This is a genomic window from Mucilaginibacter sp. (assembly GCF_025359345.1).
GTDB lineage: Bacteria > Bacteroidota > Bacteroidia > Sphingobacteriales > Sphingobacteriaceae > Mucilaginibacter.
Genome location: NZ_JANYGQ010000036.1, coordinates 226,424 through 242,556 on the forward strand (window position 1 = coordinate 226,424; position 16,133 = coordinate 242,556).

Sequence of the window (16,133 nt, forward strand, 5' to 3'; positions counted from 1 at the left end):
GATTGCATCTACGGACAATTATGCCTGTAGTTTCTAACTACAGTATATCAAACAAACACTCTACATCAATAATCTGGTCGAGGCCTGCATAGTTGGACGCACTGGAATAAATATAGTCTTCGGCACGATAAACCAAGCCGGCCACAACCGGATTTTGATGAATATAGTCTATCCGTTGTTGTATAAATTCGCGTGATATTAATTCAATGGGATGATTGTCATGTTCCCATAATTGATACGTGTTGTTGCGCGCATGCCGCGACGCATAGTACTTGAATTGATGAAGCATCCATTCGCGGCGACTTTCAACGCCGCTGTTTTCAATATCATCAAGTATCTTCTTTGATGTATGTTTTTTACAGTCCCTTATAAAACCACTTACGGTAAATCCTTCGTCCACCGATACAATTAAATGTATATGGTTCGACATGATGACGTAAGCATGCAAATGCAGCCCTTTGCTTTGCTGACAGTGTTTTAGCGATTCAATCACAATGTCGCGGTAGGATTGACGGGTAAAAATGTCGATCCAGCCGACCACCGTAAAAGTTAGATAATACATTGCCTGCTGATCGCCGATGATATAACCTTTGCGCGCCATAAATGATAAATTAGGTTGATGTAAATATAAAAATAAAATGCCTGTAGTTAGAAACTACAGGCATAGGCGTCCGTAGATGCAATCTACGGACAGCGGGTGCTTTTAATGATAATTTTGCGACGTTAAAGATGAGTTCGCTTATAGAAAATGGTATTGGCCTGGCTGTTGGCATTTTAATAATAAGTTATACCAGGAGTACCGTTGTTTTAATTTACCCTGCTGCCAGTCAGTAGTCGTCATGAGGGGGAGTTGAAAAGACCTGTAATGACGAATGGGTTGCTTCGAAGGTTTATTTCTTCTTAGAACTTAGAGGTTACCCCGCTCAATTGCCGCGGTGGCTGTTATGTTTTTCGCGTGTTGTTTGTTTTTTATAGGCGCTCAAGAGGGCTGCGCCGTTTGTCTTGATACAAAGTAACCAAAAATCAAGTCAGCAGAAAGGCTTCTTTGCGCACAGGGCCTTTCACGCACAAAGCGGAAAAAACTGCGGGCTGGAATGTTTTTGCCGGGCTACCCTATCGCTTTGCTAACTTGTAATGCAAAAACTTCCTATGCCCTGGCCGGCGCTTTGGGCCTGCAGTTTTTTCCGCTTTTGCCCGAAGCTTATCTGCTGACGGGAAATCCATAAAGTGTGCGTAAACTTGTGAAATTTTGGCAATTGATAAATACGTCGTTTTTCGCTTCACTCAGAATAACAAGAGCGGTGGGAATGTGCGATTCCCTCCCTTGGGAGGGCGGAGGGAGGGGTTTCTGCGCCAGGCTTTTACGCTGTTGCATGGCGGCGAACACACCCCTGCCACAACACTGTCCAACGCGCCCCCTCTCAAGAGGGGAATAAAAAAAATCTTCCAAACACCAATGATCAGGTAACCCCATAATATGAAAAAAGCAATACTTTTTGGTGCGAGCGGATTTATCGGGTCCTGCCTGTTGGCTGATCTGCTGGAGAATAAGGATTACGAACTTGTAAGCGTTGTAGTCAGGAAGACATTGGGGTTCAGTCACCCGAAATTGAGGGAGCTGATTGGTGATTACAGCAGTTTGCATTTGTTGGAGGGGAAGATAGATGCGGATGAAGTTTTTATTACGCTCGGAACTACCCGGGCAAAGACGCCCGATAAAGCTCAATATTACCAGGTGGATCATGACTACCCGGTGGGGGCGGCTAAAATGGCGCGGGAGGCGGGTGTAAAATCGGTGTTGGTGGTTACGGCGGTTGGCGCTAACGCAAATTCCGGTATTTTTTATACCAGGACCAAAGGGGAGATAGAGCGGGACATTATTGCACTGAATTTTGAGTACACCTGCATTTTTCGTCCGTCGATGATTATGGGTGAGCGGAAGGAAAACCGGAGATTTGAAAAAACATTGATCAAAGTTTGGGTTTTTATTAACCCGCTTTTAACAGGGAAATCGCTAAGCAAATACCGTGGCATAACCGGCCAGCACGTTGCCACAGCAATGATGAATGCTGCGAAAAATCAGAAGGAAAAAGTGAAAATATTTCACTGGCAGAAAATGATGGAGATGTGATTATGGGCTTGTTTTGGGGAATAGTGCCGGAGTTTCGGGAGATTTTAATGTAGTTCAAGGTATATCAATAGGGCAAAAATAAATTAACTAACTAACAAAGGTCAGGATGAGTACTTTATTTGTATTGATTGGAATCGCTTTAACGGCATTCGGAATATGGCTTACGATAAGGCAAGTAAAGATCTTTGCCCAAGGGAAACAGGATAGGCTTGGGTTTAGTATTCAATTGTTGGGTGGAGGTATCATGTCACTTATATTAGGGATAGTGATGATTATACAAAATCTATAGCCTCAAAATAGGTAGGTGCTAACCTGTTACTCATATATAATCTACGGATAACGGGCTATCTGGATGTTGTTAGGAACAATGGCTACCTATCGGCGGGCCACAAGCGGGGACGCGATAAGTTACTGTTTTAAGAAAATGCATTTGTTGATTTCCTCAAATCCGCAGCTTCCTTTCCGGAATTCCTTTCTAATAATGTCACTAAATCGCCCAATTTATGAAGGGCATGCTCAATTTTATGGCTCCATAAAAGACCGCAGTTGATCCTGATATAATGATGGAAGTTTTTCGACGTCGAAAATACATGGCCCGGACAAAATGCAATCCGTTGTTGTATAGCCAACTGCTGAAGCTCAAGGGCATCGATTCCGCCTGGAAGCTCGATCCATAAACTATATCCGCCCGTAGGAACAGAAATCCTTGTTGCTGCGGGAAAGAACTCGCTGATGGAATTGCGGTATTTTAGAATTTGAGTTTGCGCCGCAATACGTAATTTCCTTAAATGCTGGTTATAATTTCCACTTTCCAGGTAACGTGCGATCGAATCCTGCAGAATGGCGTTTGTGGAAATATTGGCTGCAAATTTTAATTGTTCAATTTCTGTATGGTATCTTCCAGCAGAAACATATCCTATACGATAACCGGGGGCCAGCGATTTTGAAAAGGAAGAACAATAAAGTACATTCTTATGTTCATCGTACGCCTTGGCAGGCATCGGCCTGACAGCACCGAAGAAGATCTCGCCAAGGGCATCATCTTCGATCAGCGGAATGTTCCGCTCGCCAAGCATCCTGACCAACCTGATTTTACCATCTTCAGGCATCGAACATCCTAACGGGTTATTACAAGCCGGTGAAAAAACACATGCCGCTATTGTGTAGGTGTCTAACGCCTTCTCCAGGTCGTCAAGATTCAGGCCGTTAACCGGGTCGACCCCGATACCAACGGCTTTCAGGTTCTTGGTCTCCAGGCATTGCAAAATGCCTGCGTAGGTGGGGCATTCCACGGCGATTATATCTCCTGGTTTAGCAACCAAATCGAGGCAAAGATTGATCGCTTCCATGCAGCCATTAGTGACCAGTATCTCGTTCTGTGACAAGCTATGTTGCCATTCAAACGTATGTAGCGAAATCTGTTTCAAGAGCCGGGGGTGTCCTTCCAGAAACGGATATTGAAAGTTGCTGCCTGCATGTTCGCGGACCGAAGACTGCATTGCTTTATTTATCTGGGTTACAGGCAGGAAGTCACTTGCCGGAGCGAGAGAAGAAAAATTAAGCAACCCGTATTTTCGGGGATTTTTAACCATCTCTGTTGCCATGGTATTAATCTCCACGGACGAGGGGATAGGTATAAATGTCTGTTCTTTGATTGCCGGCAAGCGGTTACCTGCTTTGGAATTGACATAATACCCGGAGCCCGGCTTCGAAAAAACAAGCCCCCTGGCTTCCAAAATGGAATAAGCTTGTACCGCAGTGCTCAAGCTCACTTTGAGCTCTCTGCAAACGGTGCGAACAGAAGGTATTTTATCCCCGGGCTTCAGTTGAAGTTGTAAAATCAGATCTTCAATCTTGCCGACGATCTGTTCGTATCTGAATTTCTTATCCATATTAACCTAATCTGTCTCAAATATAAGCTCATTCCTGAAAGTATCGGTATTGGCAAAAACCATAAACTGTTATGGTTTTTTAGTTGAAGACCGTATCGGGTTTCTTATTGACTTTACGCTGAACTTTGCCGAAGAAAATATGGGCGACGGGTCTTTACCCAATTAGAATTATTTAAGTAAACAAAAATGGAAACAAAGATATCACCGGGAGCGGGCTTCCGTAACGCCAAACTTTTTACTCCGGTAAAATTAGGCCGGTTGGCGTTGAAACATCGTATAATTATGGCACCGCTTACCCGGCTAAGAACTGATATGCCAGGAAATATCCCCAATGATATGATGGCAGCGTATTATAGTCAAAGAGCGACTAACGGCGGCTTAATCATTTCTGAAGCGACTGTAGTTTCATCAAATGGACATGGTTATTTTGGGGCGCCGGGAATACACACCGATGAACAAACTGAAGGTTGGAAAAAGATCACCAGTGCTGTCCACAAAAAGGGAGGAAAGATATTTTCACAGCTTTGGCATGTGGGGCGTCAATCACATGTGGATTTGCAACCCGATAGCGGTCTGCCGGTAGGACCATCGGAAGTGTATCACGAAAATTTTGCTTTGACTCCCGAAGGCTGGGTTCCGGTGTCGCAAAACCGGGCATTGACTATACCGGAGATCCATGCTATTATTGAGGATTTTCGCAAAGGAGCAGAACGCGCAATGAATGCAGGATTTGATGGTGTGGAAATACATGCCGCAAACAGCTATTTACTGGACCAGTTTTTACAGGACATTTCCAACAAACGTACAGATCAATACGGTGGCAGCATCGAAAACCGTGCTCGTTTTTTGCTGGAAGTAACTGAGGCTGTAGCATCTGTTTGGGGAGGCAACCGTGTAGGGGTACGTGTAACTCCGAGTGGAACATGGGGAGGTATGGGCGACTCGAACCCAGTTGCATTATTTGGCCATGTAGCCGAACAGCTGAACCAATTTGGCCTGGCTTATCTGCATGTGGTTGATCCCCGGATTTTAAATAACATAGAAAAAGAAGAAGGATATATGGCGCCTGTTGCTGCCGGGCAAATAGGTCGGATATTTAAAGGCCCTATTTTGGCTGCCGGCGGATTTACCCGTGAAGACGCTGAAAATACGCTTCAAAAGGGAGATGCTGATGCAGTCGTATTCGGACGTTTCTTCATTGCCAACCCTGACCTCGTAGAAAGGTTTAAATATGGTTATGAGCTGAATGCCTATGATCGTGAAACATTCTACGGCGGTGATGAAAGAGGATATACCGACTATCCATTTTATCAGCCGGAAGTTTACGTCTAAATGTTTAATAGCAAATCAAAATTTAATTTTAATAAATAGGTATACTATGAAATCTGTAAATATTATCTCGATTTTCACCGGCATTTCAATGTTTATGTTTGGTTTCCTTAAATTGTTTTACCCGATCAGCGAATGGTTCCATATCCAGATTTCAAAAAGCGGCTTGTCAGGCTATTTATATTGGCCGGGCATACTAAGTGAAATTTTAGTAGGGTTGCTGTTGCTCTCGGCTGTTTTCTTTAGAAAAAGAATACCGCTGCATTTGCTAAAAATAGTTTTGCTGTTCGGATCGATGTGGGTTATTGGGAATATGGCCGTTGCCGTGTATGTGCATTTGCAACCCGCTGTTCCTGCCTATGTACTGCCGTTAAAAATTAAACCGCCATACATGCCTTTATTTTTTATCGTGCTCGCTGCAATAAATATGCTTTTGATCAGCAAGGTACCGGCGAAAGCCGAAATTGATTTTTAAAAAAGAAGGCGCTAATAATTCGTTATTTTTTGAAGGGTCGGCCACGTATTTGCATGTTGATTTGATGAAATATCTGATAATCAGTATGTTTCATATTGTTCCACCGTTCCGCAGAAAAATAGAACGCTTTAAGCATTCAGATTGTGCGGGTTTTATTTATAAAATCGGTATTCAAACAAAATGCCTTAACTGGCGAAGTAAGTTGTTGAATAACAGCCGTGGTGGTCAACTATTTTTATAATAGGTTTCCAATTCCCTTAAACGCTCCAGCTGGCCTGGTCGCGGGTTAATAAAGGGACGCGCTTTTTTAATTAGCATGAGTGCGTCATCCAGGGTTAGGCCCGTTTTCAACAGGTAAGCCGTTGCCATGGTTGGTCCGCGGCCGAGCCCCTGCCGGCAGTGAATGTATACCTTCCCGCCGTTTTTGATCTCCGCATCGGCGAAATCAGCGCCCCGTTGCAATACCGCCAATGGTGGCGGTGTATTATCGGTGGTGGGCAAATGCAGGTATTTAATGCCTTTATACTGCGCTTCGTTATACACTGAATGGATCCGCATATTTATAATGGCTGTTATACCCAGCGCCACCAGTTTACGCAAACCCACTAAGTTGTACTGGCTGCCCAGGTAAAGGCTGGCCGTAATTTCGCAACGTTTAAGGCGGGGCATCCCGAAGATTACCCGGTAAATATTATCGGCATTATATCGCAGGAATAAACCGGTGATGGTGAACAGGCTTTTTATTTTGGCAAGCATAGCTTATTTCTTTTGTGCAGGTACGAGTATCCGTATAGATTTAGGCACGATTTCTATCTTTAGTTTTTTGGCGGAGCGCGCCGCATCGTCGCAGATATAGGTTTGTTTTTTGGGCAGGCTGATGGTAACGTTTTTACAGGTCCAATGCTCCAACACGTCTGACTCCTGCTGAAACAGCGTACTGCCGGCCACTTTTAGCAAGGAACTGAGATCGGTATCATGCATCAGGATTACGTCAAGCAGCCCGTCGGTTACACTAATGCCCGGCAGCAGGTCGAAATCGCCGATCCCGATATTCCCGGAATTGGTCACTGTTAGCGCCACACCGCTTGCGGCTATTTTTTGCCCATCGATCTTCAGCCGGTAATCAACCGGCTTTGCAGCGGCTACCGTCTGCACTGCTGTTACCCCGTAGGCCAGCTGGCCAATTTTGTCTTTTAAACTCCTGTCCGCTTCGGTCACCATGGCTGCCATTATACCCAGGTTCACCCTCAGCAGGAAGGGTTCGCCATTAACCAGGCCCATATCGATGGTCCTGATGCGGTGCCCTTTTAGCAGCAGGGCCAGCGCTTCCACCGTGTCGGTGAGTATGCCCAGCTCTTTTGCCATTACGTTAGCTGTGCCGCCGGGGATGATGGCCATAGGTAGCGATTTTCCATGCAATGCTGCCGCTACCGCGGTGACACAACCGTCGCCACCGTAAACGGCTACCAGGTCGGTATTGCCGATCAGCGACCGCGCTATTTCGCCCGCCCCTTTGTCTTTTTTAGTAACCGAAATGTCCCAGTTAACCCGGCTGCCGATAAACAAACGGTTGATATAAGACAAAACGGGTTCTTCCTTGCCTGAAGCTGGATTGATGATAAAATGTATATGTTTAAATTTCACGCGTGCGGTTTTGATAGCAACACCAATTGCACGGATAAGTTTAGCTGCAAAAGAACTTCATGGTATGATAATGATAATTTAACAGCAGGTGGGTGGGATAATAAGGTGCCGGCAATTGCCAGGTCAGCTTTGCAAGCTAACATAAGCGGTTTGATGGTTTTTCGCGGTTGATATCAATAGATTTATGTTGCATAAGCTATCGACATGTTTTGTCAATCAAAAAAGCGGACGTGAAAAGTACTGACACCAATTTGTCAGTACTTTTCACGTTTTTTAGCCTGGCAGATAATGTAAAACCGCGTTACTGATACAGAAACGCGGTTTTTATATTGCCTGGTTGACTTTCCACTGTTCCACCCTGTTCCTTATGTTTCACTGTGAACAGGAACACTGTCTAATTCCCTTTCACCCTTCCTTTTTCGTCGTCGGCGCCGCTTTGGTGCTGGCGGGCCTTTATTTTACTGTTGCCAAAATTGTAGGTGAAGGTAAGGCGGGCCACCTGGCTGTCGCGCTTTTGGCGGATGTCGAGGTCAATGCTTTGGTACTTGCTGGTAACATCGTTGCGGCGGGTGTTAAAAATATCGCTCACCGAGAATTTAATGTTAGCCTTTTTAGCGGCGAATGAATGACTCACCCCGGCATCTACCGAATATTGCGGATGAACGCTAAACAAACCATAAGTTAATGCCGACTGGTAATTTGGCGTTAGCTCAAACCTGTACCCTTTAATAGGTGTAAAGGTTTCAGTAGCGCGGAACTGGTAAGCAAATTGCCCCTTGTCTAAATTACCCCCCTCAAGCCCCTTCGATTTAAAACCCAGGTAAAAGGCGGTGAGGTTTACGTCGCCGGTCCACCATTTGGTAATGGTATAGCTGGAGTAAAGGTTAGCATTGTAGCCGTTTTGCACCTGCAGGTTTTGCTGGGTTACAAAGGCAACCTTGGTTGCCGGGTCGGTTCCGGGTACTTCGGTCATTACGTCGGTAGTACGGTTGTAACCCAGTGTTAAAGTGGTGTTCTTATTATAGGTGTAATTCAGTTCGAAATTATTGGTGTATTGCGGCTTTAAGTACGGGTTGCCTTTTTGGTAGGTGTATGGGTCGAGCCTGTAAACAAAGGGGTTAAGGTTGTCGTACTGCGGGCGGTCAATTCTGCGGCTGTACGAAAAGCTAAGTTCGTTTTTGTCGTTAAAAGTATGGTTAACAAATACGCTTGGAAAAAGGTTGAAATAATTGCGCGCAATGTGCTGAACAATATTTGACGAGTCGCCGGTAGCGTTTGAGCGGGTGTACTCGCCACGTAAGCCAAGCTGTACCGATGTGCCTTTAAAATCTTTGTTAAAGTTTAAATAGCCAGCCTCAATTTTTTCGTCGTACATAAAATGGTTGGTGCTTTGGTACGAATCGCCTGCCGCCAATTTTTCCATCAGGTCGTTATCAGTTTTTACATCGCTGAATTTTGCGCCGGCTTCCATTTTTAACGATTTGCCGAGCGGCTTGCTGTAGTCAACTTTAGCCGTTTTTATTTCGATGGTTGATGGTGTAAGATTTCCCAGGAAAGCTTGTGGGTGCTGCAGGCTGCCATCGGCCAAAAAGAAGTCAGTTACATACTGGGCTGTAGAGTTATTGGTAAATTTAGAATAGTCCAAGTCAGCGCTGATCTGCTGGCCGGTGGTATCTATTTTATATGTGTCGTTTAAATTGGCAGCAAAGCTGTGGAAAGTTTGCCGGATGCTGGTAACCGTACGCAGCGACGAATCGACCTGGTTAAAATTACGGCCGATATTTGTGCGGTTGTCATTGCTGTCATTTTCTGAGTTAAAATAGCCGTTAACTACAAAGCCCAGCGTGTTTTTCGACGATGTATTAAAATCGGCGCCAAGGCGATAGCTGTTGTTGTGGCGGCTTTGTGGCATGGCGGTATACTGGTTAAAGTAAGTTTGATGGCCGGCAGTGTCGGTAACAATACGTTTTAAACCGATATCCTGCATACGTTTATTATCATCGTGACTGAATGAGCCGAATATATTCACCTCGCCAACTTTATGGTTTAACTGGATGGTGCTGTTATCGCGGCCATATTTGCCTTTGCCAACACCTACGGTAACACTACCGTTGGTGCCGCTTTGCTTATTCTTTTTTAGTTTGATATTGATAATACCTGAGTTGCCAGCCGCATCGTATTTGGCAGAGGGGTTGGTGATTATTTCGATAGATTGTATGGTTGTACCATCGGTTGAGCGCAAAAGGGTAGCCAGCTGTGCCGAAGTAAGATAGGTGAGTTTATCGTTTATCATTACGGTTACGCCCTGTTTGCCTTTCAGGCTGATGTTGTCGTCTTTATCAACAGAAACACCCGGAGCACGCTCCAATATTTCCAGGGCAGAGTTACCGGCGGCAAGCACGCTGTTTTCGACGTTCATAACCGTGCGGTCGACTTTGCGTTCGATCAATGGTTTTGTAGAGGTTACAGTCACCGCATTTAATGCATGACTTACCTGCTGCATTATCAATTGCGGCACGGTAACAGTAGCGCCATCCGCAACGGTAAACGGCTGACTGGTGGTTTTTTGATAACCAACAACAGTAGCCTTTATTATATAGGTGCCATTAGCCACACGATCGAAAGCATAGGCGCCGGCATCGTTACTTAGAGTTCCTTTAACAACCGATGAGTCGGTGGCTTTTAGCAAGGATACGGTGGCAAAGTCCATCGGTTTGTTTTTATCGTCGAGCAAGGTGCCGGTTATTTTTGCCGAAGATGATTTGGAGGGTTGCGCATACGCAGCAATCCCCGCGGATGTTAGAAGAATAATGGCAAGTAGTTTTATAAATATTGATTTCATGATGCTTAATTTTCAGGCAATAAATTGCCAGGTAAAAGAATTTTGTTCTTTTTTAAAAGGTGTTAAGTAAATTTTGATTGTTCCGGCTATTTGCCGGCAGATGGTGTTATTTTATGTAGTCGTTGTTTATTTCATAGTCGTTAAGTGCGTTATTCGTGTTTCCGGGCAATAGCACAGGCGTAGCCTTTGTATTGCTTTGTTTGTAAGATGTACAAAAGGCTGCAAAGGTTACATCGTATTTCCTGCTTTTTGGTCAAAAGGTGGTTTTCATCGGTAAACTGCCCTTTTTCATCGGCGAAATTTTCAGTTTGTTTGGCGGCGCTTACGGTAAAAAAATAGCGATGGGTTTCAAACCCATCGCTATAATAATTTTTCTGATTGTTATGTACCGGTGAATTACTGCTTCACCGCGCTATCAGTCCTAACAGTATCCCTTTTAACCGGCACAATAGTATCAACCTTGCATTGCAGCCCGTTATTGGTCATATTAAATACCGAAAAAGTAGCTTTATTATCAGTGTGGTTTAAATCGCGGCAATCATACAGGTTAACGCCTTGTACATAATTATCAAGCTTTTGGTCGATGATCACTTTTGCGTTTAACGGCAATTTTAAGGTAAGCACAACTTCTTCGGCATGCCACACGCGATTTGGCCTTTTACGCAGGGTATAGTCAAATTTTAATACAGTATCCTGTTGTGCAAAAACGTACGTGGTGTTACGGGCATTATATAGTGCGGTTTCGTAATTGGAGCCGCTGGCCCGGTATGATTCTTCCAGCACGGGTTTGTTTATGTCGCTATGTTCAATATATAGCGTAACGCTGCGGGGGCCGCTGTGGAAGTCGTTGTAATCCTCATCGGTAACTACCATGTTTTTAAAGTGGTTTTTAATATCCAGCCTCAGGCTGTCTTCGTGCGAGAAATATTTGATATCATTCAGCTTTAAATAATAGGTGTTGTTTTTTGTTGGCTTTAAATCAACTGTTTCGGTAAAGCTGGCTTGTTCCCTAAAGCCTGTTGCAACTTTGGTTGCATAGAATATAAGCATCCCCAATGAACACAGCCACAGCACCAATAAAACGGTACCTGTAGACCTGCCGATACTGCCCACGTTAAACACGCCTTTAATAGTTACCAGTATAATGGTGATAACCGGGATAAAGGCCACGAGGAAGCCGGTTGTTAAAATGTTATTGACAAGCTCACTGTTGGCCAGGCGGAACGGCAGAAAATGGTCGCCAAAATCGGCGCCGAAGCCAATAGTGCCGATGAACACCACCACCAGGAAAATAGCAGCTCCAAATGCCGCCAGCAGCAGGCATACCCCGAACATTTTTATGAGCACTTTACCTGCGCCGTTAAAAAAGATACCCAGGTGGTGGAAAAAGTCGCCGGCAAAATCGCGGGCTTTGTAAACAAATGGCCTGGCTTCATCTCCGAAGTTTGAAAGATTTTGACGCATCGAGCTCATTTCCTCTTCGAAGTTCTTTTTAAAGCCCTGCAGGTTTTGTTTTTCGCCTTTCATGGCCATCCTGTCGGCACGGCTTACAGCTTTGGGTATCACTATCCATAGTATTATATATAATAGCAAACCGCTGCCGCCAACCGGGATAAACAATGCAAATGCAAGCCTCATCCAAACAGGGTTTATATTAAAGTAATTTGCAATGCCAGAGCAAACACCAGCTACCAAATGATCATCAGGGTCGCGGAATAGTCTGCGGCCTTCGGTGCTATAATTGTATATAGGAGCGTGAGCTTCGTCGTTCTCGGCGCTTTCAAAATCAGCCACCGATCCCATTTGCTCAATAACCTGGTTAACGTCCTGCTCCACAATAACCTGCCGGTTTTCTTTCTCAAGCAGTTCGCTGAACATTTCGGCAATGCGGTTTTCAATATCGGTAGTAATTTCAAGGCTGTCGGCCGAGTTTGAAAAATGACGTTTTACCTCCGTCATGTAGTTTTTAAGTATCTCGTAGGCATCCTCTTCAATGTGAAACACGATGCCGTTTATATTTATGATGATAGTTTTGTTCATGATGATAATAATTTGCGGTTTTTTATTTTCTGTCTCCAATAGCTGTCTGAACAGCAAATAATAACTCTTCCCAGGTCTTGTCCAGTTGCGCCAGCACCGTTTTACCCTCTTCTGATAAGATATAGTACTTACGAGGCGGCCCCGATGTGCTCTCTACCCAGTTATAGGTAAGGAGCCCATTGTTTTTTAAACGGGTGAGCAAGGGATACAAAGTACCCTCAACTACAAGCAGTTGGGCTTTTTTAAGCTCGGCGATGATATCCGAAGCATATGTTTCGCCCTTTGCAATTATGGAAAGAATGCAATACTCCAGTATCCCTTTCCGCATTTGGGTTTGTGTGTTTTCAACAATCATACTACAAAGATATATGTTTTAAATTGTATTATGCAATACATAGTACTAAAAATATTTCAACTATAGGCGAAACATAGTTTATTTTAAAAAAAAGCAATGTTTTTTAAGATTTAGCTTGACAATTTGATAATGTAACACTACTTTTATGATTAATTAACTATTAACTGATCTTATTATTAACGAAATGAAAAAACTTTTACTAGTAAGTTTGTGTTTCATAATGTTTTGCGCTACGCAGGCATTTGCACAAAATCGAACAATTACTGGTACGGTTACTTCAAAGGATGACGGTTTTCCGCTTCCAGGAGTAAGCGTTACAGTACCCGGAACTCAAGTTGGTACAGTAACCAACGACTATGGTAAGTTTACCATCAAGGTGCCGGCATCGGCAAAATCATTAGCATTCACATTTGTAGGTTACAACAGGGTTGTTATCGCAATTGGTGCAACTGACATTGTAAATGCGACCCTTGAGACAAATGCAAAAGAGTTGAAAGAAGTTGTGGTAACCGGTGGTTACGGCATTAAGCAAACAGCCCGTTCAAACTCAAACTCTGCACAGGTGGTTACCGCTACCGAACTGAACACTGTTCGTGAGCCAAACATTAACAACGCTCTTGCCGGTAAAGTTGCTGGTATCCAGGTGCGCAGCCAGTCGGCAGCAGCTTTGGGCCGTAACACCGAGGTAAGGTTGCGTGGTGCATCAGGTTTTGGTACTGGCGTTGGCGCACTTTATGTGGTTGACGGTACTATCCTGCCTAACATTGATGACTTAAACCTTGATGACGTTGAAAGCGTTACAGTTTTGCAAGGTGCAGCAGCAGCAGCCCTATTAGGTTCGCAAGGTGCTAACGGTGCAATCGTAATCACTACTGCAAAGGCTAAAAAGAATGGCGGCTTAAACGTTGATCTGCGTATTGGTGCAACCTGGGACAAGGCTTACATTGAGCCTAACTACCAAAATACTTATGGTGGTGGTAACAACCCGGTATTTACCCAGTATGTTTGGAAAGCAGGCGATCCTGATCATTGGAAATCATTGAGCGGTAAATATTACCCTGATTATTCTGATGATAGCAGCTGGGGCCCCAAAATGGTTGGCCAGGAGTATATTCCATGGTATGCATGGTATGCCGGTACAAAATACACCGGTAAAACAGCTTCATGGACACCACAGCCGAATAATACTTCTGAATACTTCCAAACAGCGCCACTGCTTGACAACAGTTTAACTTTTAACAAAGCAGGCGACGATTACAGCTTTAAATTAAGCTATGGTAACGTTTACCAAAAAGGTATTATTCCTGACCAGGACTTGAAGAGAAATACGCTGAACTTAAATTATAACTATGATTTAAGTAAGCACTTCTCGTTATCAGCTAACATTAACTATACCAACCAAAAACTGCACGGTATAGTCGACGATGGTTATGCTAACCTTGGAACAGGTGGCTTTACTCAATGGTTCCACCGCGATATTGACATGGGTATATTGAAAGAGCTTAGAGGCTTACAATACGGCCCTAACCAGTATGCAACCTGGAACCACAACGACCCTAATGCATGGAACCCGGCTAACCCAACTTCGTTTTATGGCGCAAACTACTGGTATAACTACTATACCTTCGAAGATTTGGAGCAGATTCACTCAAACCGCGACCGTTTATACGGAAATATAGCCTTCACGTACAAAGTTAATAACGACTTAAACTTTAGGGTTACTTACCGTAAACAACAAAATACTACATGGGGCGAAACCATTGTGCCTACTGCGCTTGAAATTGGTGCAACACAAACAGGTGTAAAAGCAGGCTATTCTACAGGTACAAGTTACTCAAACCGCGAAAATTTAGAGTTTTTAGCAACCTACCACAAAAAGGTAAAGGATTTCACTGTTGACGCTAACTTCGGTACTGACCGTTTTAACTCAACTGCAAAATCAAACTCAGCAAGTACTGTTGACGGTTTAACCATTCCTGACCTTTATACTATAGGAAACAGCGTTAGCGCTCCATCTATTGGTAACGGAAGAGTAACTGAAGCTTACAATGCTGTATTAGGTCACTTAGCCTTGAGCTGGAAAGACCTGATTTATTTGGACGGTTCGGCACGTAATGATTGGTTCTCGACTTTCCCACAAGCTAAAAATGATGTGTTATCAAAATCAGCAGGTTTATCATTCGTTTTCAGCGACTTGCTGAAAAGCCAGGATAAATGGTTGAGCTACGGTAAAGTTAGGGCCAGCTACGGTCAAATACCTAAAGCGTTAGGTTTTGGTAACGAAGATTTTGGTGCTTACCGTTACCCTGGTGCATCATACGGCGTAAACCCTCAGAAATTTAACGGTCAGTTGATAATGACTACTCCTGACCAAAGCGTTGACCCTAAGATTCACGGTTCAACAGTAACTCAGAAAGAGTTAGGTTTGGATCTGCGTTTCCTGAATGACAGGATCAGCATTTCCGGAACTTACTTTACCGCTTCTGAAAAGGACATTCCATTCTCAATTGGTGTGAACGGTGCCAGCGGTGTAAACTCTATTCTGACTAACTTTGGTGATGTTGAACGTAAAGGTTTCGACATAAACGTTAACATTTACCCGGTAAAAATCCCTAATTTCTCTTGGCAGGTTTCATTAGCCTACGAGAACTTATTACAGGATAAAGTTGTTGAAATCAGTAACAAGTACAACGTACAGCAAGTTATTGTTAGATACAATACGTTCTCACAAGTGCCTTACCTGGTTCAGAAAGCCGGTGCTGCATGGGGCCAGATATTTGGTTCAGGTATCCTCCGCAATTCTGCAGGTGTGCCAATCCTTGATGGTTCTGGTTTCTACCAGAGAAACCCTGCTGTATATTACGGCAGCGCGCTTCCAAAACATACAGGTGGTATACAAAATACATTCAACCTGTTTAAGGATTTCGCCTTTAACTTTAACATAGATTACCAGTTTGGCGGTAAATTCGCTTCATTAACTGATGCCTTCGGTTCATTCTCTGGTACAACTTACCGTACTGCAGCATTAAACGACAAAGGTAATCCTGTTCGTGATAACGTTGCTGACGGCGGTGGTATCCACCAAACAGGTGTTGATGCAAACGGCAAACCGGTTAGCATGTATGTTAGTGCTTATGATTACTATCACAACAACTTTAACAACGGTACTGAAGATGAGTTTGTTTATGACTTAACCTTCATTAAATTGCGTGAGGCTGGTATCTCATACAAAATCCCTGTTAAAAAATTGGGAATTGGTAATGTTATCAAGAATGCAACATTCCAGATACAGGCACATGACCTTTGGTTAATATATGCTAAAACAAAAGATTTCGATCCATCACAGATTAGTGCAGTATCAGGGGAATCAGGACAATTACCTGGAACAAGAGGTTTCGGATTTAACTTAAAAGTTGGTTTCTGAT

11 protein-coding genes are annotated in these 16,133 nt (G+C 43.8%); 4 read left to right on the plus strand and 7 right to left on the minus strand.

Features of this window, described 5'->3' with window-relative positions:
* Window positions 1-37 precede the first annotated feature (37 nt).
* Window positions 38-601 (minus strand): transposase, encoded by a 564-nt coding sequence (locus tag Q0R52_RS26510; RefSeq protein WP_295800964.1) that lies wholly within the window; start codon window positions 599-601, stop codon window positions 38-40.
* 876 nt (window positions 602-1,477) lie between these two features.
* Between Q0R52_RS26510 and Q0R52_RS26515 the strand changes: the two genes are divergently transcribed.
* Window positions 1,478-2,131, plus strand: coding sequence for an NAD(P)H-binding protein (locus Q0R52_RS26515; RefSeq protein ID WP_295800967.1), 654 nt, complete (start codon window positions 1,478-1,480; stop codon window positions 2,129-2,131).
* 416 nt (window positions 2,132-2,547) lie between these two features.
* Here the strand turns inward: Q0R52_RS26515 and Q0R52_RS26520 are convergent, their stop codons facing one another.
* Window positions 2,548-4,023 (minus strand): PLP-dependent aminotransferase family protein, encoded by a 1,476-nt coding sequence (locus tag Q0R52_RS26520; protein ID WP_295800970.1) that lies wholly within the window; start codon window positions 4,021-4,023, stop codon window positions 2,548-2,550.
* A gap of 186 nt (window positions 4,024-4,209) precedes the next feature.
* On the opposite strand from Q0R52_RS26520, the gene Q0R52_RS26525 reads away from it, so the two are divergent.
* Complete coding sequence (locus tag Q0R52_RS26525; RefSeq protein ID WP_295800975.1) at window positions 4,210-5,355, plus strand: alkene reductase; 1,146 nt, start codon at window positions 4,210-4,212, stop codon at window positions 5,353-5,355.
* 46 nt (window positions 5,356-5,401) lie between these two features.
* Window positions 5,402-5,827, plus strand: coding sequence for a hypothetical protein (locus Q0R52_RS26530; protein ID WP_295800977.1), 426 nt, complete (start codon window positions 5,402-5,404; stop codon window positions 5,825-5,827).
* A gap of 225 nt (window positions 5,828-6,052) precedes the next feature.
* Here Q0R52_RS26530 and Q0R52_RS26535 read toward each other — a convergent pair whose 3' ends face one another.
* From Q0R52_RS26535 to Q0R52_RS26555, 5 genes are all read right to left on the minus strand, one after another.
* Window positions 6,053-6,583 carry a dual specificity protein phosphatase gene (locus tag Q0R52_RS26535; protein ID WP_295800979.1) on the minus strand — a complete coding sequence of 177 codons (531 nt, stop codon included), beginning with the start codon at window positions 6,581-6,583 and terminating at the stop codon, window positions 6,053-6,055.
* 3 nt (window positions 6,584-6,586) lie between these two features.
* Entirely contained in the window at window positions 6,587-7,471 is an 885-nt protein-coding gene (locus Q0R52_RS26540) for a YegS/Rv2252/BmrU family lipid kinase (protein ID WP_295800981.1), read from the minus strand.
* Window positions 7,472-7,865: 394 nt separating this feature from the next.
* A complete protein-coding gene (locus Q0R52_RS26545; RefSeq protein ID WP_295800985.1) occupies window positions 7,866-10,313 on the minus strand; it encodes a TonB-dependent receptor in 2,448 nt (815 codons plus the stop codon).
* 396 nt (window positions 10,314-10,709) lie between these two features.
* Window positions 10,710-12,353, minus strand: coding sequence for a PspC domain-containing protein (locus tag Q0R52_RS26550; protein ID WP_295800988.1), 1,644 nt, complete (start codon window positions 12,351-12,353; stop codon window positions 10,710-10,712).
* Between the two features lie 22 nt (window positions 12,354-12,375).
* Entirely contained in the window at window positions 12,376-12,708 is a 333-nt protein-coding gene (locus tag Q0R52_RS26555) for a PadR family transcriptional regulator (protein WP_252793899.1), read from the minus strand.
* Between the two features lie 184 nt (window positions 12,709-12,892).
* Here Q0R52_RS26555 and Q0R52_RS26560 point away from each other — a divergent pair, with 184 nt between their 5' ends.
* On the plus strand, window positions 12,893-16,132 hold the full coding sequence (locus Q0R52_RS26560) for a SusC/RagA family TonB-linked outer membrane protein (protein ID WP_295801000.1): 3,240 nt from the start codon (window positions 12,893-12,895) through the stop codon (window positions 16,130-16,132).
* Window position 16,133: the final 1 nt, after the last annotated feature.

Coding starts and splice junctions, on each gene's coding strand:
- Q0R52_RS26510 (WP_295800964.1), bottom strand. CDS start 601: ATGGCGCGCAAAGGTTATATCATCGGCGATCAGCAGGCAATGTATTAT.
- Q0R52_RS26515 (WP_295800967.1), top strand. CDS start 1,478: ATGAAAAAAGCAATACTTTTTGGTGCGAGCGGATTTATCGGGTCCTGC.
- Q0R52_RS26520 (WP_295800970.1), bottom strand. CDS start 4,023: ATGGATAAGAAATTCAGATACGAACAGATCGTCGGCAAGATTGAAGAT.
- Q0R52_RS26525 (WP_295800975.1), top strand. CDS start 4,210: ATGGAAACAAAGATATCACCGGGAGCGGGCTTCCGTAACGCCAAACTT.
- Q0R52_RS26530 (WP_295800977.1), top strand. CDS start 5,402: ATGAAATCTGTAAATATTATCTCGATTTTCACCGGCATTTCAATGTTT.
- Q0R52_RS26535 (WP_295800979.1), bottom strand. CDS start 6,583: ATGCTTGCCAAAATAAAAAGCCTGTTCACCATCACCGGTTTATTCCTG.
- Q0R52_RS26545 (WP_295800985.1), bottom strand. CDS start 10,313: ATGAAATCAATATTTATAAAACTACTTGCCATTATTCTTCTAACATCC.
- Q0R52_RS26550 (WP_295800988.1), bottom strand. CDS start 12,353: ATGAACAAAACTATCATCATAAATATAAACGGCATCGTGTTTCACATT.
- Q0R52_RS26555 (WP_252793899.1), bottom strand. CDS start 12,708: ATGATTGTTGAAAACACACAAACCCAAATGCGGAAAGGGATACTGGAG.
- Q0R52_RS26560 (WP_295801000.1), top strand. CDS start 12,893: ATGAAAAAACTTTTACTAGTAAGTTTGTGTTTCATAATGTTTTGCGCT.